Here is a 23,423-nt window from a genome sequence, read left to right on the forward strand (position 1 = left end):
ACCAGGAGCAGCGATGACCACCACCGCGTCCGACCCCACCACCGAGGTAGAGCTCGCCATCGGCGGAATGACCTGTGCCTCGTGCGCGGCGCGCATCGAGAAGAAGCTGAACCGCATGGACGGGGTGACCGCCACCGTCAACTACGCCACCGAGAAGGCGAAGGTCAGCTACGGCGGTGACGTCTCCGTCCAGGATCTGATCGCCACGGTCGAGGCGACCGGGTACACGGCACAGGAGCCCGCGCCGCCCGTGCCCGACGCGACCGGGAGCGCCGACGAACACGACCACGACGAACTACGGCCGCTGCGGGAGCGTTTGATCACGGCCGTGACCCTTGCCGTGCCCGTCATCGCGATGGCCATGGTCCCGGCCCTGCAGTTCGAGTACTGGCAGTGGCTGTCCCTGACCCTGGCGGCGCCCGTCGTGACGTATGCCGCATGGCCCTTCCACAAGGCGGCGTTCACCAACCTGCGGCACGGCGCGGCCACCATGGACACGCTGATCTCGGTCGGTACGTCGGCCGCGTTCCTGTGGTCGCTGTGGGCACTGTTCCTCGGCACCGCGGGCGAGCCGGGCATGACGCACCCCTTCGAGCTGACCATCGCCCGCGGCGACGGCGCCGGGAACATATACCTGGAGGCGGCAGCCGGAGTCACCGCCTTCATCCTGGCCGGCCGCTACTTCGAGGCCCGCTCCAAGCGCAAGGCGGGCGCGGCGCTGAAGGCGCTGCTGGAACTGGGCGCCAAGGACGTGACGGTCCTGCGTGCGGGCGGGGCCGAACAGACCGTCCCGGTGTCCGAGTTGAAGGTCGGCGACCGCTTCCTCGTACGTCCCGGCGAGAAGATCGCCACCGACGGCACGGTCGTCGAGGGCTCGTCGGCGGTGGACGCCTCGATGCTCACCGGGGAGTCCGTGCCGGTCGAGGTCGCCGAGGGCGACCCGGTCACCGGTGCCACGATCAACGCGGGCGGCCGCCTGGTCGTCGAGGCCACCCGGGTGGGCGCCGACACCCAACTCGCCCGGATGGCCAGGCTGGTGGAGGACGCGCAGAACGGGAAGGCCGCCGCACAGCGGCTGGCGGACCGGATCTCCGCCGTCTTCGTGCCGATCGTCATCGCCCTCGCGCTCGGCACCCTCGGCTTCTGGCTCGGCAACGGCGCCGGACCGGCCGCCGCCTTCACGGCCGGGGTCGCCGTCCTGATCATCGCCTGCCCCTGCGCCCTGGGGCTGGCCACACCGACCGCGCTGATGGTGGGCACCGGGCGGGGCGCGCAGCTCGGCATCCTGATCAAGGGGCCGGAGGTGCTGGAGTCCACGCGCAAGGTGGACACGATCGTCCTCGACAAGACGGGCACCGTGACCACCGGCCGGATGACCCTGCTGGCCGTGCATACGGCCGACAACACCGACGAGGCCGAAGTCCTGCGGCTCGCGGGCGCGTTGGAGCACGCGTCCGAGCACCCGATCGCCCGCGCCGTGGCCGACGGGGCGCGGGAAAAGCTGGGCTCGCTGCCCACACCCGAGGACTTCGCGAACGTGCCCGGTCTCGGGGTGCAGGGCATCGTGGACGGGCACGCGGTGCTCGTGGGCCGGGAGCGGCTGCTCTCCGACTGGGCCATGGAGCTGCCGGAGGACCTGCGGCGGGCCAAGTCCGAGGCCGAGGCGTCCGGTCGTACCGCCATCGCGGTCGCCTGGGACGGCGAGACGCGGGCGATCCTGGAGGTCGCCGACGCGGTGAAGGACACCAGCCCCGAGGCGATCCGGCGCCTGCGCGCCCTCGGCCTCACCCCGATCCTGCTCACCGGCGACAACGAGGCCGTCGCCCTGGCCGTCGCCCGTGAGGTCGGTATCGCGGCCGAGGACGTCATCGCCGAGGTGCTGCCGCAGGACAAGGCGGATGTCGTCAAGCGCCTGCAGGGCGAGGGCCGTTCGGTCGCGATGGTCGGCGACGGCGTCAACGACGCGGCGGCCCTCGCCCAGGCCGACCTGGGTCTGGCGATGGGCACCGGCACGGACGCCGCGATCGAGGCCGGCGACCTCACCCTGGTGCGCGGGGATCTGCGCGTCGCGGCCGACGCTATCCGGCTCGCGCGCAGGACCCTCGGCACCATCCGGTCCAACCTGTTCTGGGCCTTCGCCTACAACGTCGCCGCCCTGCCGCTCGCCGCGGCCGGACTGCTCAACCCGATGATCGCCGGGGCGGCCATGGCCTTCTCCTCGGTCTTCGTGGTCGGCAACTCGCTGCGGCTGCGCTCGTTCCGGGCCGCCGGCTGATCCCGCACCGCAGCAGAGGGGGCGCCGCAACCGCGGCGCCCCCTCTCACGTCCCGCGCAGTCTCAGCCGTTCCGGGTGTCTCAGCCGAAGGCCTTCACGGCCTGGTAGTACGTCCACGCGGTGCTGTCGCAGGCGCTCTTCGTCGCACCGCTGTAGCCGGCGCACACCCGCTTGAGGTCCTCGTAGAAGGCGCTGTCCAGGCGCGACTTGTTGGCGTCGAAGGCGCCGATCGCCTTGTAGTTGCGGTACCCGAAGTCGTGCCGGGCGCAGGACGTGGCGAAGGGGAAGCCGAACGGGTTGTCGGGCGAGGAGGAGCAGTAGTCCGTGGACCAGTCGAACGCGTACGCGGACCAGGCGGACTGGTTGGCGCGGGCGGCGACCCAGGCGTTGTAGCTGGACGCGCTGGTCTGGGTCCAACCGGCCAGGACCTGGGGCTTGTCGGCGGGAGCGGCGGTCGCGGTCGAGGCGCCGGCGAAGACGGTCGCGAGGGAGAGGGCTGAGGCGGCAAGACCGGTGGAGATTCTGCGGTGCATTCCACACCTCCATGAGGCTGCGATCCGTCCTTCGGGTCGCAGGTTCATGTCAAGATGATCGGCATTCCCCACGCCGCCTCACACCGCATGCATGCAAATGAGCGCTTAATTCTCGGATATGACAGACAGTCGGAGATGAACAGCGGTCAGCGCCAGTGCCAACGGTCCGGGGACGAGGAAGGCCAGCGGCAGCAGCATCCAGGCGCACAGGGCCGCGGTCGCCACCGCGAGCAGCACCAGTGCGCTGCCCCAGACATCCCGTACGGCGTCCCGCGCTGCCGCACGCAGGGCGGCCGTCCAGTCGGTGAGCGCCTCGGGGCGTGCGCAGGCTCGGAGGCCCACCACCAGGGCGACCGCACCGATCCCGGCGGTCACCACCGCGAACAGCGGCGCCCCGGGCAGCCCGGCACGAGCCAGCGCCAGGTCGGCGGCGAACAGCAGCGCGCCGGCCAGGGCGGCCGCGCCCGCCGCCAGGTCCCCGGCCCGCAGCCGCCGCCGTAGCGTCGCGAAGTACCGCCCGGCGGTGGCGGGTCGCCCCTCCCCCGCGCCCCGCAACACCGCGCACGCGGTCGAGAGCGCGGCCGGAACCGTCACCAGGGGAACAGACACCAGGGCCGTGGCCAGACCGACGCTCAGCACGTCGGCGAACAGGGTCGTCCGGGGCCCGAACACCTCGTCGCGCATGACGCTCACCCCTTCAGCCCGGAACTGGCCATGCCCTCCACCAGCAGGCGCTGGAAGGCGAGGAAGAACAGCACGATCGGCAGCAGCGCGATCACGGACATCGCGAACATCGGGCCGAACGCCGAGGTGCTCGAGGCGTCCACGAACGACCGCAGGGCCAGCGTGAGGGTGAACTTGTCCGGGTCGAAGAGGTAGATGAGCTGGGTGAAGAAGTCGTTCCAGGTCCAGATGAAGGTGAAGATCGCCGTGGTGATCAGGGCGGGACGGGTGAGGGGCAGGACGACCTTGAAGAAGCTGCGGAACGGGCCGCAGCCGTCGATGCGGGCCGCCTCCTCCAGCTCGCGCGGCAGGCCGCGCATGAACTGCACGATGAGGAACACGAAGAAGGCCTCCGTGGCGAGGAACTTCGGCAGGATCAGCGGCCAGTAGGTGTTCACCAGGCCCAGCTGGTTGAAGATGATGTACTGCGGGATCAGCACCGCGTGGTGCGGCAGCATGATCGTCGCGATCATGAACGCGAACAGCGGCCCCCGGAAACGGAAGCGCAGGCGCGCGAACGCGTAGGCCGCGAGCGAGCAGCTGATCACGTTGCCGAGGACCGCGCCGCCCGCGATCAGCAGCGAGTTGCTCAGCAGCCGCCAGACGGAGACGTCGTTGACGCCGTCCAGGGCCGTGGAGTAGTTCGACCACTCCAGACGGCTCGGCAGCAGGTCGAGGCTCGCGATGACCTCGTCGGCCGGCTTGAGCGAGGTGGCCAGCAGCCAGGCCAGCGGGTAGAGCATCACCAGCAGCGCGGCCAGGCAGCCGAGGTGCAGGGCGATCCGTCCCCGGCGAACCGGCTTGCGGGTAGCGGCGGTTGCGGTCATCGGTCCCCCTCGGAGGCGTAGAAGACCCAGGAGCGCGAGGTGCGGAACAGCACCGCCGTGACGGCGCCGATCACGATCAGCAGTACCCAGGCCATGGCGGAGGCGTAGCCCATGTGGGAGGCGACGAAGCCGCGGTCGTAGAGGTAGAGGGTGTAGACGAGGGTCGAGTCGGCTGGGCCGCCCTTGCCGGCGCTGAGGGCGAAGGCGGGCGTGAAGACCTGGAAGGCCTGGATGGTCTGGAGGACGAGGTTGAAGAACAGGACCGGGGAGAGCATGGGCACCGTGATGGACCGGAACTGCCGCCACTTCCCGGCGCCGTCCACGGCCGCCGCCTCGTACAACTCGCCCGGGATCTGCTGGAGTCCGGCGAGGAAGATGACCATCGGCGCGCCGAACTGCCACACCGTCAGCAGGGCCACGGCGAGCAGCGCCCAGCCCGGCTCGTTGACCCAGCCGCCGGTGCCGAACAGGTTGTCCACCGTGCCGCCGTCGTTGAAGATCGCGCGCCAGACGAGGGCGATGGACATGGACGCGCCGAGCAGCGAGGGGGCGTAGAAGGCGGAGCGGTAGAAGCCCTTGCCGCGTTTCATGCCCTTCAGGGCGAGTGCGACGGCGAGGGCGAGGGCGAGTTGCAGCGGCACAGCGATGACGACGTACGTCAGGGTGGTCACCACCGACCGCCAGTAGCGGGGGTCCTCGGTGAACATCTGGACGTAGTTGCGCAGGCCCACCCAGCGCGGCGGGTTGAACAGGTCGTAGTCGGTGAAGGACAGGTACAGCGACACGGCCATCGGCAGCAGGGTGAGGACCACCGCGCCGAGCACCCAGGGAGAGAGGAACACCCAGGCCGGGCCCTGGCGTTCGCGCCTCGGGCGGCGTTTCGGGGTGCCTGCGGTGGCGGGCTTCGCCCCGGTGGGGATCGTGGTGGTGGTCATGACCGCAGCTCCGCCTTCGCCTCGGTGACGTAGTTCTCGGCCGCCTCGCGGGGCGACATGCGCTCGTACGACACCTGGTCGTAGTCACGCTGGAAGGTGGTCTGCAGGGCGTTGTCGCCCGAGGGCGGAGCCTGCGGCGGGTCCTTGAGGGTGCCCTCCAGGGAGGACTGGTAGGCGGCGATCGTCTTGTCGAAGTCCTTGAGCTGCGGCTCGATCTCCTCGCGTACGGACTCGTTGACGGGGATGCCCCGGGTGGCGCCGAGGATCTTCGCGGCCTGCTCGTCGTTGATGAGGAAGTCGACGAGCTGGGCCGCCTCCTTCGGGTGACCGGTGTTGGCCCCGACGCCCAGGAACATCGACGGCTTGAAGTACTGGCCGGGGGTGCCGTCCTCACCGGACGGCATCGGCGCCAGTGCTACGCCCCTGGGTATGAGGGCGAGGTAACCGCTGGCCGGGGCGTCCCAGTTGGCGTCGGCCGTGGCCTCGCCGCGCCCGAGCGGGGTGTTCTCGACGGAGCCGTCGAGCTGGGTGGTCTGCTCCGCGGGTGAGACGACGCCCTCACGCCGGAGCCCGTCGGTGAAGGTCCACCAGCGGGTGAGGTCGTCGGCGGTGAAGCCGAGGCCCCCGTCCTTGGTGTAGAGGGACTTGCCCTGACCGCGCAGCCAGACCTCGAAACAGTCCTCGCTCTGGCCGGGGTCGGTGGCGCCCGGCTTGCCGGTCCTCTTCGCCAGGGCCCGCATGGCGTCGGCCCACTCGCTCCAGGTCCAGCTCCCGCCCGGGAGCGGGACGCCCGACTCCTGCCACGCCTTGACGTCGTACGCGACGGTCTCGGTGCCGCGCCCCTGGGGTATCGCGTACTGCGTTCCGTCGAGCCGGCCGGTGGCGAGGAGGCCCGGGTCGATCTCACTCGTACGCAGTGCGGCCGTCTGCTTCCCGAGGTCGAGCAGGACGCCGCCGGAGGCGTACTGGTCGATCTGGCGGTAGTCGAGCTGCATCACATCGGGGGCGTCGCCGCCCGCGGCCTGGGTGGCGAGCTTCTGTTTGTAGGCCTCGTAGGCCGAGAACGACGTCTGCACCTGGATGTTCGGATGCTGTTTCTCGAACAGGGCGACGGCCTGCTCGGTGCGTTCCGCGCGGTCGGGGTTGCCCCACCACGTGTAGCGCAGCACGACCTTGCCGCCGCCGACCGACTCCCCGGATCCTGAGCAGCCCGCCAGCACCGCGCAGAGCACGAGTGCGGCGGCCGACGCGCAGAACCCCTTCGTCCTGTGTCCGGGCATGCCGAGGTCACCTCTCCTCTCCTCGGACTTTCCGTTGCCCCCCCCTCCGGCCCCCTGAGCGCCCCCGAGCGCCCCTCGGGTACTACAGCGCTGTTACTCGCCGCCGTACGGCAGCGTCGTACCGGGCAGGTTGTACTCGTCCCGCCGGCCGCACATCCCGAACCCGGCGAGCCGGGTGGGCGCGGTCTCGTGCGCGGTCGCGTCGGCGAGGTAGGCCGGCTCGCCCGCCTCCAGCGCGTCGAGCTGGGCGCCGGTACGCTCGGCCGTGGCAAGCGCACCGGCCCGCCACAGCTCCCGCCAGTTCGGCACCTTGGCCCGCACGAGCCGCGCGGCGGCGCGCTGGAACTCGGCGTAGGGGCCGTTGTCCCCGGCGACGAGCGCCTCGCGCAGGACGAGGTAGCCCTCGACGGCGAGGTCCCTGCGGCGGCGTGCGGCGGCCGCGGTCTGCGGGCCGGTGCCCGGCGGGAGCGCCGCGGCGGCCGTGTACCGCTCCGGATCCGCGAGCACCTCGGGCGGGAAGGTGAAGACGGCGTCCCCTGCCTCCGGCAGCCCGCTGTTCTGCATCAGTACGGTGATGCGCAGATCACCGCCCTGGACCATCCGGTGCACGGTGCCGGGCGTGAACCAGGCGACCGAGCCCGGCTCCAGCGGGATGTCCCGGTAGCCGTCGGGGCTCAGCGTCTGCACCGCGCCCCGGCCGCCGGTGACGACGTACGCCTCCGTGCACACCAGGTGCAGATGCGGGCTGCCGCCGCACACGCCGTCGGCGGCCTCCCAGTCGTAGGCGCTGAGATGGGACAGGCCGACCGCGCCGGGCAGCGGGTGGGGCAGGTTCGGCTTCACCACGGCATTCCCTCCAGGTGGGAGGCCACCCGCTCGCGGTCCCAGGCCCCGTCGGCGAACACGACCCGGTAGCGGTACGCGAAGGACTCCCCGGGCGGCAGCTCGAACTCCTCGAAGAACGCCCAGGAGAACGCCACGGTCGGGATCGGCTCGGAGCGCACGAACCAGTGCGACTCGTGGATCGCGGCCTGATCGTCGAGGTTCTCGGGGGCGTGCGCGAAGACGAGCGTGGAGTGGCCGTCGATGTCGTCGTGCTCGGTGGTGTAGGCGAGCCACGGGCCCTGGGTGCCCATCAGCTTGCCCGCGTCCGCGCCCGCTCCCCCGTCGAGGTCGGGTCCGAAGGCGGTGCCCCCGGTGAAGTCCCGGGGCCCGCGCCACTGGAGCCCGGTGTAGCCGGCCATCTCGCGGCCCGCCGTGGTGGGCGAGCCGAAGGCCAGGGGCTCGGCACGGGTGTTGGTCAGCCGGATCGACCAGTCCAGGGCCCAGGCGCCGGCCGCCTCGTCCACCGAGTGGACGGTCAGCCCGCGCACCTCACGCGCCCACTCCTCACCGCCGTTCTCCACCCAGGTGAGCTCCTCGGTGAAGGCGAGCCGGTCGTCCTCGACGGTGAACTCGCCGAAGCCGTCGTGCCGCATCGAGCCGACGCGCTCGGGCAGCGGGAGGTAACCCTCGCCGTGCACATAGCAGTTGCCGCCCCAGAAGTTCTGGCCGGACAGATGGCTGGCCGTCATCTGCAGGCCCTTGTGCCAGCGGTGGTCGCTGGGCCGGTACCCGGTCACGGTGTGGCCGGCGAGGGTGCGCACGGGGTGGGCGTAGGGCTTGCGGGACTCGAAGGCCTCCGGGTCGGGGCGGTAGACGTAGCGGAGGATCTCGGTGCCGTTCGCGGCCGTGACCGCGATGTGGTCGCCGTGCGCGTGGGTGACGCGGATGCTCATGCGCGCTCCTTGGGGGCCCAGTGGGGGTGGTCGCCGTGCATGGCCGGGTAGAACGGGTCGCCGGGCTTGATCTCGCCCGCGTGGACCGGGCGTCCCGTGAACGCGGCCTTGTAGAGGGCGGCGGCGAAGTCGAGGGTGGCCCGGGCGTCCGGGCCGCTGCCGGGCGGGCGGACACCGTGGTCGTAGGCGTCGAGGAGGGTGCCCAGCTGCGCCGTGTGGGAGCTCGGCAGGTCCGCGGCGAGGGTGCGCCAGGCGGTGGCGCGCTCGGAGGGGACGTGCGGGGCCGGGGTGTAGACCCAGTCATCGTTGCGGTGGCCGTACAGGTGGGTGAGTTCGACGGTCGCGTCGGCGCAGTCGACGCGGATGCGGCTGACCTCGTGCGGGGACAGCACGCTGTTGACGACGGTGGCCAGCGCGCCGTTCTGGAAACGCACCAGAGCCGTCGAGACGTCCTCGCTCTCGGTGTCGTGGACCAGGCGGGCGGCCATGGCCCGGATCTCCGCCCAGGGGCCGAGCAGATGCAGCAGCAGGTCGAACTGGTGGATGCCGTGCCCCATGGTGGGCCCGCCGCCTTCGCTGGCCCACTTCCCGCGCCACGGCACCGCGTAGTACGCGGCGTCGCGGTGCCAGGTCGTCTGGCAGTGCGCGACCAGCGGGGCGCCCAGCTCACCGCTCGCGATCAGCTCACGGGCATGCACGGCGCCGGAGCCGTAGCGGTGCTGGAAGACGACCGAGGCGTAGGCCCCCGACGCCTCCTCGGCCGCCGCGATGTCGTCGTACTCGGCGAGCGACAGGCACAGCGGCTTCTCGCACAGCACCCAGGCACCCGCCTTGAGCGCGGCGACCGTCTGCTCCCGGTGCAGGGACGGCGGCGTGCCGATCAGCACAAGGTCGGGGCGTACGGCGTCCAGCATGGCGTCCGTCGACGTGTACCCGGCGACCTCCTCGCCCGCGAGCTGCCGGAAGGCGTCCAGCCGGGCCTGGTCCACATCGACGGCGGCCACCAGCTCCACCCGGTCCGCGTGGTGTCTCAACGCGGGGAGATGGCTGCCGCTGACGATGGCGCCGGTGCCGATCACGGCGACGCGGCGGCGGGCGGGACTTGGGGACATGCGGTTCTCCTCGGACAGCCGGCGGACAGCCCGCTTCAGAAAGCGCTTGCACTTCGAGGGCGACCCTAGGCAGGGACCTAATGTCAGGACAACCCCTCTGCGGCGACATGGGCAAAGCCTGACCCGTGCGGCTTCGGCCCACCTCCCGCACGCTCCCCTTCTCGGCCACCGCTCAAACGGACGAAGATCACGGGCGGCCCAGGACTGTGGCGCACTTCAACTCACGCTCACCAAGGGGTCGTTGACAGGGTTCGCGAACCGCGTCACGGTGGTGGCTCGTCGTGCCCGGGAGGTCACCCATGGCGGCAGCCGGTACCGATGCCGATCTGGTCGAGCGCGTACGGTCCCTGCGGCCGCTGATCCGCGAGCACGCGCCGCGGACCGAACAGGAGCGCCGGGTGGCTCCCGAGGTCGCCGCCGCGCTGTCGGACGCCGGGATCCACCGGATGAACGTCCCCCGGCGGTACGGCGGCTACCAGAGCCGGGTGCGCACGCAGGTGGACGCGGTGGCCGAGATCGCCGCGGCGTGCGGCTCCACCGCGTTCAAGACGGTGATCCAGGCCGGCTGCTCCTACATCGCGGCGCTCTTCCCCGACGAGGCGCAGGACGAGATCTTCACGAGCCCGGACGTGCGGGTCGGCGGCACCCTCGTCCCGGACGCGACGGCGGTCCGGACCGACGGCGGCTACCTCGTCAACGGCACCTCGGCCTTCGCCACGGGCTGCCACGACGCCGACTGGCACCTGCTGACGGTCCGGGTCGAGTCCGGGTCCGGCGACGGGCCGCCCGAGCTGCTGTGGACCGCCGTGCCGATGGCCGAGCTCGAGATCCTCGACGACTGGTACGTGTCGGGGCTGGCGGGCACCGGCAGCGACAGCGTCGTCGCACGGGACGTCCTCGTCCCCGCGCACCGCACACTGCCGGTCGGGCCGCTGCTGGCGGGCGAGTTCCCGTCGAAGACGAACGCCGAGGACCCGTTCTACCGGATGCCCGTCCTGCTGATGTTCTGCGCGTGGACGGCACCGAACGCGCTCGGTCTGGCCCGCTCGGCACTGGCGGAGTTCACCGAGCGCAGCCACCGCAGGGGCATCACGTACACCTTCCACCAGCGGCAGAACGAGGCGACGGTCACCCACCTCCAGACGGCCGAGGCAGCCCTGAAGATCTCCTGCGCCGAGCTGATGACCACGGAGTTCGTCGCCCTGATCGAGTCACGCGCCGAGTCGGGCGAGCCGTACACCCTGCAGGAGCGGGCCGGGATCCGGGCGCAGAGCGGCTATGTGGCACGGTTGTGCAAGGAGGCCGTCGATCTGCTCGGCTCCGCGTCCGGGGCGTCGTCCCTGCACCGGGAGGTGCCGATGCAGCGGGCCGTGCGCGATCTGCACGCGCTGAGTCTTCACTCGTTCGTGAACCCGGCCACGAATCTGGAGATCTACGGCCGGGTCCTGTGCGGGCTCGACGCGGGCACGCCGTTCATCTAGTCCTTCTTCAGAAAGCGAGTCCTTCTTCAGAAAGCGGGTCGTTCTTCAGAAAGCGAGGCCTTCTTCAGGAAGCCAGGCCTTCTTCAGGAAGCCAGGCCTTCTTCAGGAAGCCAGGCCTTCTTCAGGAAGCTAGGCCTTCTTCAGGAAGCGCCGCAGCCGGGTCAGCGGCCACGTGTTGATCACGTCGTCCTTGGTGAGCCAGCCGCGCTGTGCCGTGCCCACGCCGTAGCGCAGGTTGGCGAGATGGATGACGGCGTGGGCGTCGCTGTCGACGGCGAACTTCACGCCGTGCCGCCGGGCCCGCAGGATGTCCTCGTCGCGCAGGTCGAGCCGGTCGGGGTGGGAGTTGATCTCCATCGCGGTTCCGGTGCGCGCGCAGGCGGCGAAGACCGCGTCGAGGTCCACGTCGATGGCGGGGCGCTTGCCGAGGAGGCGGGTCGTGGGGTGGCCGATGATGTTGACGTGCGGGTTCTCGCAGGCCCGCACGATTCGCCGGGTCAGCGTCTCGCGCCCCTGGTTGAAGTGCGAGTGCACCGAGGCCACGCACAGGTCGAAGCCGGCCAGGAACTCCGGCGGCCAGTCCACGTCGCCGTCGGGGCCGATGTTCAGCTCCGCGCCGTGCAGCACCCGCATGCCCGCCCTTTTGCCGCGAGCGCCGTACTGCCCGTCGAGTTCTCGGACCCGTTCGCGCTGGGCCAGGATGCGTTCGTCGGTCATGCGCTGCATGGCCATGTCGGGGCCGTGGTCGGTGACGGCGTAGTAGGCGTAGCCGCGCTCGGCGGCCGCGGCGACCATCTCCTCCAGCGGGGCGAGCCCGTCGGTGAGGTCGGTGTGGGTGTGCAGGTCGCCCCGGATGTCCTTCTCCTGGACCAGCTCGGGCAGCTCGCCGCGCAGCCCGGCCTCGATCTCGCCCCGGTCCTCGCGCAGGGTGGGCGGGATCCAGGGCAGGCCGAGGCGGGCGTACACGTCCTCCTCGGTCTCGGAGACGATCTTCTCGCCGGTCTCGGTGTCGAAGAGCCCGTACTCGGAGAGCTTGAGCTTCTTGTGGACGGCGATCTCCCGGGTGCGGATGTTGTGGGCCTTCGATCCGGTGAAGTACTGCATCGCGGCGCCCCAGGAGTCGGGCGGGACGACGCGCAGGTCGACCTGGAGGCCCTTGCTGGTGCGGACCGACGTCTTCTTGTCGCCGTGCGCGATGACCTCGCAGACGTGCGGCAGCTCGGTGAAGGCCCGCATCAGCGGCTGCGGCTTGCCCGCGGCGACGAGGATGTCGATGTCGCCGATCGTCTCGCGCACGCGGCGCAGCGACCCGGCGTAGGAGCAGCGCTCGCAGCCGGTGACCTGCGACATCTCGGCGACGATGTCCTCGGCGAGGCTCATCGCGATGTCGATCAGGACCCGGTCGCCGGAGGACTGCAGCAGGCCGATGCCGTGCAGGATGTTCTCCTCCGTCTTGGGCCCGAAGCCCTTCAGGTCGCGCAGCCGCTCCTCGTGGATGGCGTCGGCGAGTTCCTCGGTCGTGGAGATGCCCAGCTCCTGGTAGATGACCAGGGCCTTCTTAGGGCCGAGCGTGGGGATCGCCGTCAGCTGCCGGACACCGGCGGGGATCTTGGCGCGCAGTTCCTCGATGGCGGACACCTGGCCGGTGGTGAAGTACTCGATGATCTTCTGGGCGGTCGACTTGCCGACGTTGGGGATCTCCTGGAGCCCCTTGACGTCGAGTGTGGACACGTCGGCGTAATAGCCGCCGACCGACCGGGCGGCCTTCTCGTAGGTACGCGCCCTGAACGCGTCTCCTCCGGTGATCGAGATCAGGTCCGCGTACTCCTGGAGCAGCGCGGCGACCTCGTCGTTGGGGCGGGCCACGTCTCCAGGGTAGGCAAGGCGGGGCCGGGCGGCGCGGGCGACGCCGCCGGGCACCCGGATCCGGCTGCTACTGGCCCAGGGGCGTGGGGGGTGTGGTCGTGGTGTCGAACACGGGCGTGGCCGGGACGGGCGGGTGTGCGGGGGCCGCCCGTTCCTTCGTCAGGGCGGCCGCGATCCTGCGGCCCAGGAGGGGGTCGGCCGGCAGGGTGTGGGCGGCGAACCAGCGGGCGGCGGAGGGGTCGGGGGACGGTTCGACGAACTCGGCGCCCGCGTAGTCGTCGAGCGGCGGGTCGTAGACGTAGCCCGCGACCACTCCGTGGTTCACCAGGCGTTCGAGGAGGGCGTCGCGGTCGTGGACCAGCAGCGGTACCCGGAACAGGGACGGTGGGCCCTCACCCGCCCGGTCGCGCAGGGCCGGGGTGGCCCAGGTGGTGCCCGACAGCAGTGAGACACCGGCCCGGCGCCGGGCGAGGTCGCCGTCCAGGAGGGCCAGCCGCAGCTCCAACTGCCCGCGCACCACGGCGCCGTGACGGGAGCGGAAGCCGTGCAGGTCGACCCGTACCCAGGGTTCGTACGCGGTCAGGCTCGGTGCCTGGCGTGCGCTGCCGGCGAGGCGGGGCGCGTGCAGGGCCATACGGAAGTCGTCGCGCTCCAGCAGCTTCAGGCGCTGCATGGTGCGCCACACCGGACGCACCAGGTGGAGCGTGCGTACGGCGGACCGGGCCAGCGGGCGCAGGGTGCTGGTCAGGTCGTCGCGCAGGCGCCGTGGGGTCAGCAGGTCGTCACGGAGCAGCTCCAGCTCGCGCCGGGTGCGGGCGTCCTCGACGACGAGGAACCCGCCGGCCATCGCCGCCACGTGCTTGGACAGGCTGAACGCGGCCGCCGTCCCGAAGGTCCCGATCGGCTGCCCGTCCACATGGGTGCCGATGGCGTGGGCCGCGTCCTCGATCAGGGGGATCCCCAACTGGTCGCAGCGGCGGCGCAGTTCGACGACGCGGTCCGGCATGCCGTACAGGTTCGTGGTCAGGACGGCGTCCACATCGCGCCAGGTCGACTCCGGTACGGCGGCCGGGTCGATGTTGCCGTCCCACGGGGACACGGGGGCTTGGACGGGGCGCAGTCCGGCCGCGAGGACGACGAAGAGGATCACGTCGTCGTTCACCGGCGACATCAGCACCCGGGCGCCGGGCCGGCACCAGCGCCGCAGTGCCAGATACAGGGCCAGTCGGGCCGAGGGCGTGTAGACGCATTCGCGTCCGATGCGCCGTGTCATCATCGCGGCGAGCCGCGATCCGTACGGCATGGTCACCTCTTCTGTGGAAGGGTATGAAGAAGGGCCGCCCGGTGGGGCGGTGTGCACTCTCGAACGTCGTTCGAGGCCGCCGCGGCAGGGGTGGGGGAAGGCTGCGACGCGTGACCGGGGTGGGCCCGGCTCAGCGGGCGCGGGCTCCCAGCCCTGGGGAATGGGTCGGGCCCGAGGTGCGCAGCGTGCCGACGGTCTTCAGCAGCCGGTCGGCGGGCTCGCGCAGCCTGGGATGGGCCAGGACCGTGTTTCTCAGGCCACGCACCGGTCTGCGCCACATCCGGTGGGCCGCCGCCACCGGGTGCGGACGGGTGGCGAACCCTTCGGCCACCCGGAGTTCACGGGTCTTGAGCCAGTCCTTGTACTCCTTCGCGCCGCGTCCCATGTCCATCAGCGTCACGCCGCCGCGGCCCGCCGCCCAGGCCATCCGCAGGTGCATCATCAGCCCTGGCGAGTAGTAGCCGAACTCCGGGTCGTACGCCGTGAACCAGGCGCCGAACACGGTGCGCGACCGAGGCCCGAAGTGCGCGGCGACCGGCCGGTCACCGGCGTACACGACGGACAGGATGCCGGTGAAGTGCTCCTCGCGGACCTGGAAGAAGTGGTCGACCAGGCTCACGATCCACGGCTTGGCGAACCGGTCCATCCGCCCCGTCCTGCGGTACTGGGCGGACTTCCACCGCATGAGCGTGCGCAGCACGCGCGGGTCGCGCTCGTCGTAGACGAACCGCACCTCGCCCGCGTCCCGGCCGAGCCGGCGCTCCTTCTTCAGCGTCGTCTTGGCGAGCCCCGGGTAGGTGGCGCGCAGCCACTCGGGGTAGTCGCCGTCGCCTGGCTTCAGGTCGAGCACGGGGGAGGCGAACGTCCCGGTGACGTACGGGCCGAACGGCCGCTGTTCGGCGACGAGGTGATCGAACTCGAAGACCGACAGCCCACAGGACCGCAGCAGTTGGCGGGGGTCCCAGGTGACGCCCGGCCGGTGCACGAGCGCCTGGCAGTCGGAGAGACCTAAACCGATCGCCCGGCCGACCCCGTACGCGTTGCGCTCGTAGGGGAGGAAGCCGACGGCCTCCCCGTCGTCGTGCAGCACCGCGACCCGGGCCCCACCGCGGTACCTGCTCACGCCGATCGTGAACTCCGGTGCCAGGAAGGGGTTGGCGTAGTCGGGTGACTCGTCCATCGCGCGGTGCCACGCCCGGCGCAGCGACTCGCTCAGCTCTTCGGGTCTGTGAATCGTGATGGCGCTCGTGGATCGCATGGCGATACCGCTCCCCCCAGAATCCCCCCAAGGCGCGCTTATCGGCGCCTCGCCACATTTTCCCCCATGTCGAACTTTGTGACGAGGCTCAAACGTCGCGAAACCGTACGCACACTGTCAAGGTGCCGGGGCGATCCTTTAGCTGGGCTTGGTGAGGCCCCGACCGACGGACAGCAGAGGGAACCGCCACGATGTCCCGCGCCGGGAGGACCTCGCGCTCGCCCTCCGGCGGAACGCGCAGCACGTCGCAGCCGCTCACCAGGAGACGGCCGGACGGTAGAGCGCTGTGTCGCTCATGCGTCACAAGCCAGGGATCCAGAACGTTTTGCACAACGCCCCGTCTCTTGGGCGCCTCGCCCCTCGGTCAGCGGACCGCGACCAGGACGTGGCTGTCGCCGTACTGCCAGACCACACCCGCGTGCCCGAACCCCGCCTGGCGCAGCAGCCGTTGATGCGCGGACGGCGACAGGCGCCCCGCACCGCCGGCCGCCCCGGTCACCGGCGGCCGCAGGCGGCGTCGGCGTTCGGCGAGCAGGTCGGCCAGCTCGGCGTCCTGTGCGACGGCCGTCCACCAGGAGGCCCAGTCCTCGTGAGCGAAGTCGTCCCGGCGTGCGGCGTGGCGGCGTCCGACGTGTCCGGCCAGTTCGGCGAGCACACCGTCGTCGTGCGGGAAGTGATCGCCGTTGACCAGCACGCCGCCGGGCCGCAGCACCGCCGCGAGCTGCCGGTAGGTGCGGCGCAGGGTGTCGACGTCCAGGTAGTGCAGGGCCGTCGTCGACACAGCCGCGTCCAGGGGCCGGTCGAGATCCAGGGCCTTGGTCCAGCCCTCCTCCCCGATCACCGTGTCGACATAGCGGGCCGCGTCCGCGTGGTGGGTGCGGGCCAGCTCCAGCAGCAGCGGGTCCATGTCCACGCCCACGATGTCGGCGTCCGGCAGCCGCCGGGCCAGCCGCGCCGCCAGCGACCCGGGACCGCAGCCGAGGTCCACGATCGCCGGGCGGTCCCGGCCCACCACGGACAGCTCGACGACATCGGCCATCACCGTGAACCGCTCCTCTCGGTCGACGGCGTACCGCTGCTGCTGGAGTTCCCAGCGCTCCACCCACCGTTCGGCCGTCGCCAGGCTCAGCCCCATTCCGTCGCGCCACCTCGCCGTTCCGCATCTGTCCGCACTGTCTGCGCCAGACCCTACAGCTGGAAACGGTTCCCATTACCTCTCATGGCGGTACATCACCCGAGGGTGGCGAGGACGGCCAGCAGCCGGTCGATCTCCTCGGTGGTGTTGTGGACGTGCAGACTCACCCGCACCGAGCCGGTCCGCTCCCCCGCGCTTCCTTGGCAGTGGTTGTCGGAGCGGACCATGAAGCCGTGGCTGAAGAGGATGAAGCCCAGGTCGGAGGAGTCGATGGCACGGTGCCGGAAGGTGACTATGCCCTGTCGCCGCTGCACGGAGGAGTCGGCGGCCAGACTGGTCTGGCAGCCGAGGATCTCGTAGGCCTCCAGGTGGCGCAGCCCGTCGGTGAGCCGGGCCGCCAGGGCGACCGTCCACCGCTCGATCCGGTCGGTCCCGGCGGATTCCAGCCAGTCCAGGGCGGTGGTGAGGGAGGCGATGCCGACGGTGTTGGGGGTGCCGGACCAGCCGCCCGGTGTGAACTCCGGGCCACGTTCCTGGCGGGCCCAGACGGCTCCCGTGCCGGGCAGGGCCATCGCCTTGTGCCCGGAGAAGACGACGAAGTCGACGTCCAGCTCGGCCACGGACACCGGCAGATGGCCGATGCTCTGGGCCGCGTCCAGACAGATCACCGCGTCCGGGCCGACGGCCCGGCGGATGCGGTGGACGTTCATGTCTGCGCCGTAGACGTGGTGCACGTGGGTGGCGGCGACGAACCGGGTCCGCCCACCGGCCGGTTCTGCGAGCGCGAGGTGGTCGTAGTCGCCGGAAGAGCTCTGGTAGGGCATCGGCCGGACGCGGATGTGGACGCCCTGGCGGGCCAGGTCCCGTTGGGCCTCCAGCCAGGGCGCGATGTTCGCCTCGTGGTCGGCGACGGGGACGACGATCTCGTCGCCGTCGGTGAGGAGTCGGGGCAGCCAGTCGCGGGCGACGGTACGCAGGCCCTCGGTGGTGCCGCTGGTGAAGTGCACGGCCGAGCGCTCGGGGGCTGGGTCGTCGAGGAAACGCTTCACCCGGTCACGGGCCTGCTCGACCAGGGTCGTGGTCCGGTTGGCCCAGGGGTAGGTGCCGCGTCCGGCGTTGGCGTTGGTCGTGGTGAGGTAGGCGTGGGCGGCGTCGAGTACGGCCTGTGGCTTCTGGGCGGTGGCCGCGCTGTCCAGGTAGGCCAGTTCGGGGTGCGCGGTGATGATGGGGAACTGGGCCCGCAGGGTGCGCTGCCAGTCCCTCAACTCCTTCATGGCTGAGGCGGCTTGGCTGTGGGTCCTGGGTATGGTCATGGGCTCAGTCCCGGACGAGGGGCGCGCCCGCGTCGCGCCAGGCGATGATGCCGCCGGTGAGGCTGCGGACGTCGGGATGGCCCATCCGGGTCAGCAGGGCGGCGTAGCGGGCGGATTTCTCGCCGACCGGGCAGGCCAGCAGGACCGGGCGGTTGTGGCTGAACGGCAGCCCGCCGTGCAGGAGTTCCTCGAAGAGCTCGTCGACGATGTTGACGGAGCCGTCGATGTGCAGGGCGGCGTAGGCGTAGGGGCTGCGCAGGTCGACGACGAGCGGTTCGCCGGTGCCGATCCACGCCTGGGCGTCGGCGACGCCGACGGCCGGTGCCGTGCGGATCTCGGCGTCCGACAGGTCCGCCGGGGAGTTCCTGCGGCGTGGGCGGCCGAAGAGATCGGGGCGCCGGTGGCGGACGTAGCTCAGATAGCTCTCCACGCGGTCGCAGACGATGAAGACGGCCGACTGGCGCTCCGTCAGCTTCTCGTCCACAGCGCGTAGTTGGCGTACGGCGCCGAAGTAGGCGGCGCCTCCGGTGGGGCCGGCCAGAATGCCGCAGCGGCGGTTGAGGGTGAGCATCCCCTCGATCGCGTCGTCGGCGCTCACCGACTCGATCGTGTCATAGGTGCCCGGGTCGAACAGGCCCACCTCGTGCGCCTCGTCGATGGTGCGGATGCCCGGGACGAAGTCGGACTTGGCCGCGACCAGGCCGACGACCCGTACGGCGGGGTCGTGTTCGCGCAGGGCGCGGGCGACGCCGGTGGAGGAACCCGCGGTGCCCACGCAGGCGATGAACCAGTCCGGCGCCCGGCCGTCCAGGTCCTTGACGATCTCCGGGCCGGTGCCGGTGAAGTGGGCCTCGGTGTTGCGCGGGTTGAAGTACTGGTCGGTGTGCAGATACGTGCTGTCGGGCTCGGAGAGGGCGCGGTGGAAAAGGGTGAGCGGGTCGTCGGTGGCGGTGGGGTCCAGGCACTCGCTCTGGCCGGGCAGTTCCTCGATCTCCGCGCCGAGCAGCAGGAGCAGGTCCTTGATCTCCGGGATGCGCATCCGGTTGGTGACGCTCTTGAAGGTCAGGCCGTGCATGCCCGCGAGGACGGCCAGGGCCTTGGCGGTGTTGCCGCTCGACAGCTCGACGACCTGGCCGGCCCCCTCGCCCGTGCCGGAGGCCGCGGCGGTCAGATGGGGACGCGCCATGTTCCAGGCCGCCCGGTCCTTGACCGACCCGAAGGGGTTGAGCAGTTCCAGCTTGGCGTACAGGTCGATGTGCCCCAGGCCGTGCACGGCCGGGTCGATGCGCACCAGCGGTGTGTTGCCGATGGCCTCGGTGATGCTGTCGTACCTCACTGCGCTCCCCCCACGGGTGTGGTCGGCCAGTACTGGTCGTCCAGGCACCAGCGCCAGGTGTCGCCCTCCTGCCAGACGGCGACCTTGCGGGCGACGGGCTGGTGCTGGGCACGGGTGGCGTGGAAGTCCATGCAGTAGCCGGCCGTGTTGGCGAACGCCAGCAGGTCGCCCGGCTCGGGACGGCGGGGCAGGAAGACCGTGCGGCGGGTGATCAGGTCGGACTCCAGGCAACGGCTGCCGAAGAGATGGACGGCGACCGGTTCGCCGGCGGCGCGGGCCGGGTTCCGTGGCACGACGACGGGGTCCATCAGCACCCCGTGCTCCTCCAGCGCCACGTCGTCGGCCTTGGCCGCGAGCCGTACGGCCGACGGGCCGCCGGTCTCCTGGTCCCGCACCTCCAGGACCTTCGTCAGGGTCAGTCCGCACTGGTCCAGCAGCGCCCGGCCCGGTTCGGTGTGCAGGTCGTACAGGTGCTCCAGCAGCAGGGCCGCCAAGGGGCGGCCACCGAAGGAGGCTGCCGGGCGCGCCAGCAGTTCGTCGAGGTAGCGGGCTCCGGCGACCGGGCGGTGGGCGGGGTACAGGCCGAGCGTGCCGCGCAGGGTGCCAGCCTCGCCGCGCAGTCCGTAGCCGTGGCCGCCGTAGGTCAGCGGCGGGCGCGTGCCGAGGACGGCTTCCGTGAGTTCGGTCGTGTACCGCTCCCACTGTCCGCCGTCGGCAAGGTAGTTGACGCCGAAGCCGCCGCCGATGTCCACGGCCCGGGGCCTGAGCCCCCGGCTCCGGCACTCCTCCAGCACCCGCAGACAGCCCTCCAACGCGGTGGCCTTCTCAGCGAGGCTCGTCGTGTCCAGGTGGTAGGCCGCCCCAACCGGATCGACCACGTCGGCGTGCCGCTCGACGTCCTCCAGCAGGGGATCCAGCTCCCCTACCGGTGTGCCGAAGCGGCTCCGGCGGCTCAGCACCCGTACGCCGGACGCCTCGAACCCCGAGAGGCGGAGCAGGACGCGGACCCTGGGCAGCGCGTGTTTGCGTACCAGCGTGGCGAGTTGGTCCAGTTCACCTCGCGTGTCGAGGCTGACGGTGACCGATGTGCGCGCCGCCAGCCACAGGAACTCCGGGTTCTTCGGGCCGGTGGCGGTGATCCGGTCGGGCGTGAAACCGGCGCCGAGGGCGTGTTGCAGCTCGCCCAGCGAGGCGACGTCCACACCTGCGTCCGTGGCGGCGAGCCGTCGCAGCAGGGCGCTGGACCGGTTGGCCTTGTGGGCGAGGAACACCTGGCCGGACAGGTGGTGCTTGCCGTAGACGGAACGGAACTGCTGAAGATTGTCGGCGAGTTGGTCGGGGACGACCAGGTTCAGCGGAGAACCGAGAGCGTCGGTGAGCGTGTGCAGCAGGTCCGGTGAGTCCAGCAATGAGCGCAGCCGCGATTCCAGCCGCGGTTCGAGATACAGGGGCTGCCCGCCCATGTACGGCCCCTCCCAGTGCTTCCGGCCCGGCAGTCCGGGCACTGACGACCACTCCCCGCGGTATGCCGTATAGCTCCTTTCCCTTCCTTCCGGTGGTTTACGCCCTGTAGCTACCCCCGTGGGTGGTTACGTCAGCGGACGGCCGGATCCCACCAGTGCCGGAGGCAGCAATACGCTCCAGGCTGACCATCGGGCGCCCTTCTGCTCAACTGCCTTCTCTCGTAACGTCATTGCCGCTCGAGATCACCATGACGACGGAAGGAACTTCATGGGCAGAGGTCTGCTGTCTCTGGTTCTCGCCACGGTCACCGGCGCCGCGTTGCTCGCGGCACCTGCGGCCGCCGCGCCGACCCCGCCGGCCGGGTCGTCCGCGCCGCCCGGCCCTTCGGATGTGTACCGGCCGGTTCGTGGACCGTCGGCTCCCGCGGAGTACCGCTACCTCCAGAAGACTCTGCCGGGGCAGTCGATTCCGCGCCACGCCCATGACCTCGCCGCCGCACAGGCCCGCGAACTGCCCACCGTCGGCGGACGCTGGAAGGGCATCGGACCCACCAACATCGGCGGGCGGATCGTGTCCCTCGCGCTCGACCCGAAGCGCGCCGACACCCTGTACGCGGCGGCCGCGAGCGGCGGGCTGTGGCGCAGCACGGACGCCGGGGCGACGTTCCACTCGGTGTGGCCCGACAGTTGGACACAGGCCATGGGAGCGGTGGCCACCGCCCCCGACGGCACCCTGTACGCCGGCACCGGTGAGCCCAACCCGGGCGGCGGGAGCATCACCTACGAGGGGACGGGGCTGTACCGGAGCCGGGACGGCGGCCGGACCTGGACGCGGATCGGCCTGCGCGACTCCGGCGCGATCAGCGCCATCACCGTCGACCCGGCCGACCCGCGCCGCATCTATGTCGCCGCGGCCGGCTCGCTCTACAACGGCGGCGGCGACCGTGGCGTCTACCGATCGGAGGACGGCGGCGCGACCTGGGAGCGGATCCTCGCCGGCGCGACCGAGTTCACCGGCGCCACCGAGATCATCGTCGACGGCGACCGCCTCTACGCCGTGCTGTGGGACCACCGTCGAACGCCCGAACTACGGACGTACGGCGGTGTCGGCTCGGGCGTCTTCCGCAGCACGGACGACGGCGCGACCTGGCAGCGGCTCGGCGGCGGGCTGCCCGCCGCCGGCCCGGACGTGGGACGCATCGGCCTCGCGGTCGCGGGCGAGCGGCTCTATGCGATCGTCAACAAGGCCAGCGGCCCCTTCGAGGGCTTCTACACCTCCTCCGACAGCGGCGACAGCTGGACCCGCACCCCCGCCAACGAGGACCTGACGGGCTCCCAGTCCAGCTTCGGCTGGTGGTTCGGCAAGGTGTGGATCGATCCCCGGGACAGCGAGCATGTGCATCTGGCCGGCGTACCCCTGATGACCACGAAGGACGGCGGCGCCACCTGGACGGCCGACGACACCAGCATGCACGTCGACCAGCACGCCATGGTGTGGGACCCGCGCCGCCCGGGCCGGGTCTACCTAGGCAACGACGGCGGCGTGTACCGCTCCGACTCGGGTGGCGACGGCGGCTGGGTCAAGTCCCGCCACCAGCCGTACACCCAGCTCTACAGCGCGGCGATCAGCCCGCAGGACGTCACCAGGATCTCGGGCGGCGCCCAGGACAACGGCTCGCTGCGCTCGTGGGGCGGGGAGGGGTTCAACGAGTACCTCGGTGGTGACGGCGAGGAGAACCTGATCAACCCGACCGATGTGAACAACGTCTTCGCCTGCTACCAGTACGGCAACTGCTTCAGCTCCACCGACGGCGGCGACACACTCACGTACTTCGCGGACCGGACGACGTACAAGCGCCGCAACTGGTTCACCCCGGTGGTCTTCGACCCGCGGGACCCGAAGATCCTCTACTACGGCTCGGAGGTGCTGAACCGCTCCACGGACGGCGGCGCCACCTGGCAGCCGATCAGCCAGGACCTGAGCGGCGGCCCGGGCCCCGACCCGATCTACACCAACTACGGCACGATCACCTCCATCGCCCCGGCGGGCGACGGCAGGACCGTGTACGTCGGCACGGACGACGGCCGCGTCTGGGTCACCCGGGACCTCGGGACGACGTGGACCAAGCTGGCCGAGGGGCTGCCCTGGGTGACGCGTGTGGTCGTCGACCCGAAGAATCCCGACCGCGTCTGGACCACGCACTCCGGCTACCGCTCAGGCTCCCCGCTGCCCCATGTCTACGGCAGCACCGACGGCGGCCGGCACTGGCGGAACCTGTCGGGGAACCTTCCGGCCGCGCCCGTCAACGATCTGGTCGTCGCCCGCGGCGGGATCCTCTACATCGGCACCGACCAGGGCGTCTTCACCAGTGTCACGGGCGGCGGCCACTGGCTGCGGCTCGGCCGCGGCATGCCGCAGGTGCCGGTCGACGACATCGAGTACGACGCGGGTCACCACCGACTGGTGGCCGCGACCTTCGGCAGGGGCTTCTACGAGCTCACCACTCCCTGACCACCGACCGGGTCCGCAGCACCCCGTTCCGTGGTAGGGACAGTCCAGTTGCCGCGATCGACGGGTGGGTGCCCTGTGTTCGGTGAGCGTGTGGCGGTTGTCGTGTGCGTGGCCGGCGTGCTGGGACTGGGGCCGGCCGGCTGCACCTTCGAAGGTCCCGCAAGCGTGGCGGAGCCGACGGATGCGGTGGCCGGCACCTCGCGCGCCGCATCCGCCTCGGCGTCACCGGACTCGCCCACACCGTCGCCCTCGGCGTCATCTTCGGCGTCACCTTCGGCGTCCAGGAGCCCGTC

The 23,423-nt window shown here is 71.2% G+C and carries 18 protein-coding genes; 3 read left to right on the forward strand and 15 right to left on the reverse strand.

Annotated elements, in window-relative coordinates; translation table 11 throughout:
- Positions 1-13 precede the first annotated feature (13 nt).
- Complete coding sequence (locus tag ACIBAG_RS28745; protein ID WP_399108825.1) at positions 14-2,275, forward strand: heavy metal translocating P-type ATPase; 2,262 nt, start codon at positions 14-16, stop codon at positions 2,273-2,275.
- A gap of 80 nt (positions 2,276-2,355) precedes the next feature.
- Here the strand turns inward: ACIBAG_RS28745 and ACIBAG_RS28750 are convergent, their stop codons facing one another.
- The 8 genes from ACIBAG_RS28750 to ACIBAG_RS28785 form a co-directional block, all read right to left on the reverse strand.
- A complete protein-coding gene (locus ACIBAG_RS28750) occupies positions 2,356-2,808 on the reverse strand; it encodes a phospholipase (RefSeq protein ID WP_399108827.1) in 453 nt (150 codons plus the stop codon).
- A gap of 105 nt (positions 2,809-2,913) precedes the next feature.
- The gene (locus ACIBAG_RS28755; RefSeq protein WP_399108829.1) at positions 2,914-3,492 is read right to left on the reverse strand and encodes a hypothetical protein; all 579 of its coding nucleotides are present in this window, start codon (positions 3,490-3,492) and stop codon (positions 2,914-2,916) included.
- 5 nt (positions 3,493-3,497) lie between these two features.
- Positions 3,498-4,358 carry a carbohydrate ABC transporter permease gene (locus ACIBAG_RS28760; RefSeq protein ID WP_399108831.1) on the reverse strand — a complete coding sequence of 287 codons (861 nt, stop codon included), beginning with the start codon at positions 4,356-4,358 and terminating at the stop codon, positions 3,498-3,500.
- Positions 4,355-5,293 (reverse strand): carbohydrate ABC transporter permease, encoded by a 939-nt coding sequence (locus ACIBAG_RS28765; RefSeq protein WP_399108833.1) that lies wholly within the window; start codon positions 5,291-5,293, stop codon positions 4,355-4,357. The genes ACIBAG_RS28760 and ACIBAG_RS28765 overlap by 4 nt, the downstream gene beginning before the upstream one ends.
- The gene (locus ACIBAG_RS28770; RefSeq protein WP_399108835.1) at positions 5,290-6,573 is read right to left on the reverse strand and encodes an ABC transporter substrate-binding protein; all 1,284 of its coding nucleotides are present in this window, start codon (positions 6,571-6,573) and stop codon (positions 5,290-5,292) included. Before ACIBAG_RS28770 ends, ACIBAG_RS28765 begins: the two co-directional genes overlap by 4 nt.
- Positions 6,574-6,666: 93 nt before the next feature.
- Complete coding sequence (locus ACIBAG_RS28775) at positions 6,667-7,419, reverse strand: cupin (RefSeq protein ID WP_399108837.1); 753 nt, start codon at positions 7,417-7,419, stop codon at positions 6,667-6,669.
- Complete coding sequence (locus tag ACIBAG_RS28780) at positions 7,413-8,351, reverse strand: PmoA family protein (RefSeq protein ID WP_399108839.1); 939 nt, start codon at positions 8,349-8,351, stop codon at positions 7,413-7,415. Before ACIBAG_RS28780 ends, ACIBAG_RS28775 begins: the two co-directional genes overlap by 7 nt.
- Complete coding sequence (locus ACIBAG_RS28785) at positions 8,348-9,463, reverse strand: Gfo/Idh/MocA family protein (RefSeq protein ID WP_399108841.1); 1,116 nt, start codon at positions 9,461-9,463, stop codon at positions 8,348-8,350. The genes ACIBAG_RS28780 and ACIBAG_RS28785 overlap by 4 nt, the downstream gene beginning before the upstream one ends.
- Before the next feature lie 299 nt (positions 9,464-9,762).
- Here ACIBAG_RS28785 and ACIBAG_RS28790 point away from each other — a divergent pair, with 299 nt between their 5' ends.
- Entirely contained in the window at positions 9,763-10,944 is a 1,182-nt protein-coding gene (locus tag ACIBAG_RS28790) for an acyl-CoA dehydrogenase family protein (RefSeq protein ID WP_399108843.1), read from the forward strand.
- 129 nt (positions 10,945-11,073) lie between these two features.
- Here ACIBAG_RS28790 and polX read toward each other — a convergent pair whose 3' ends face one another.
- The 7 genes from polX to ACIBAG_RS28825 form a co-directional block, all read right to left on the reverse strand.
- Positions 11,074-12,810 carry a DNA polymerase/3'-5' exonuclease PolX gene (gene polX, locus ACIBAG_RS28795; protein ID WP_399108844.1) on the reverse strand — a complete coding sequence of 579 codons (1,737 nt, stop codon included), beginning with the start codon at positions 12,808-12,810 and terminating at the stop codon, positions 11,074-11,076.
- 67 nt (positions 12,811-12,877) lie between these two features.
- Complete coding sequence (locus ACIBAG_RS28800; RefSeq protein WP_399108846.1) at positions 12,878-14,113, reverse strand: DegT/DnrJ/EryC1/StrS family aminotransferase; 1,236 nt, start codon at positions 14,111-14,113, stop codon at positions 12,878-12,880.
- 130 nt (positions 14,114-14,243) lie between these two features.
- Entirely contained in the window at positions 14,244-15,371 is a 1,128-nt protein-coding gene (locus ACIBAG_RS28805) for a GNAT family N-acetyltransferase (RefSeq protein WP_399108848.1), read from the reverse strand.
- A 364-nt stretch (positions 15,372-15,735) separates the two neighbouring features.
- Positions 15,736-16,506, reverse strand: coding sequence for a class I SAM-dependent methyltransferase (locus tag ACIBAG_RS28810; protein ID WP_399108850.1), 771 nt, complete (start codon positions 16,504-16,506; stop codon positions 15,736-15,738).
- Positions 16,507-16,601: 95 nt separating this feature from the next.
- Positions 16,602-17,819 carry an aminotransferase class V-fold PLP-dependent enzyme gene (locus ACIBAG_RS28815; protein ID WP_399108851.1) on the reverse strand — a complete coding sequence of 406 codons (1,218 nt, stop codon included), beginning with the start codon at positions 17,817-17,819 and terminating at the stop codon, positions 16,602-16,604.
- Between the two features lie 4 nt (positions 17,820-17,823).
- Entirely contained in the window at positions 17,824-19,155 is a 1,332-nt protein-coding gene (locus ACIBAG_RS28820; RefSeq protein ID WP_399108853.1) for a pyridoxal-phosphate dependent enzyme, read from the reverse strand.
- Positions 19,152-20,618, reverse strand: a complete 1,467-nt coding sequence (locus tag ACIBAG_RS28825; protein ID WP_399108953.1) for a Y4yA family PLP-dependent enzyme — start codon at positions 20,616-20,618, stop codon at positions 19,152-19,154. Before ACIBAG_RS28825 ends, ACIBAG_RS28820 begins: the two co-directional genes overlap by 4 nt.
- A gap of 268 nt (positions 20,619-20,886) precedes the next feature.
- Here ACIBAG_RS28825 and ACIBAG_RS28830 point away from each other — a divergent pair, with 268 nt between their 5' ends.
- On the forward strand, positions 20,887-23,130 hold the full coding sequence (locus ACIBAG_RS28830; protein ID WP_399108855.1) for a WD40/YVTN/BNR-like repeat-containing protein: 2,244 nt from the start codon (positions 20,887-20,889) through the stop codon (positions 23,128-23,130).
- The last annotated feature ends 293 nt before the right edge of the window (positions 23,131-23,423 follow it).

Source organism: Streptomyces sp. NPDC051243 (assembly GCF_044455405.1).
In the GTDB taxonomy this organism is placed as follows: domain Bacteria; phylum Actinomycetota; class Actinomycetes; order Streptomycetales; family Streptomycetaceae; genus Streptomyces.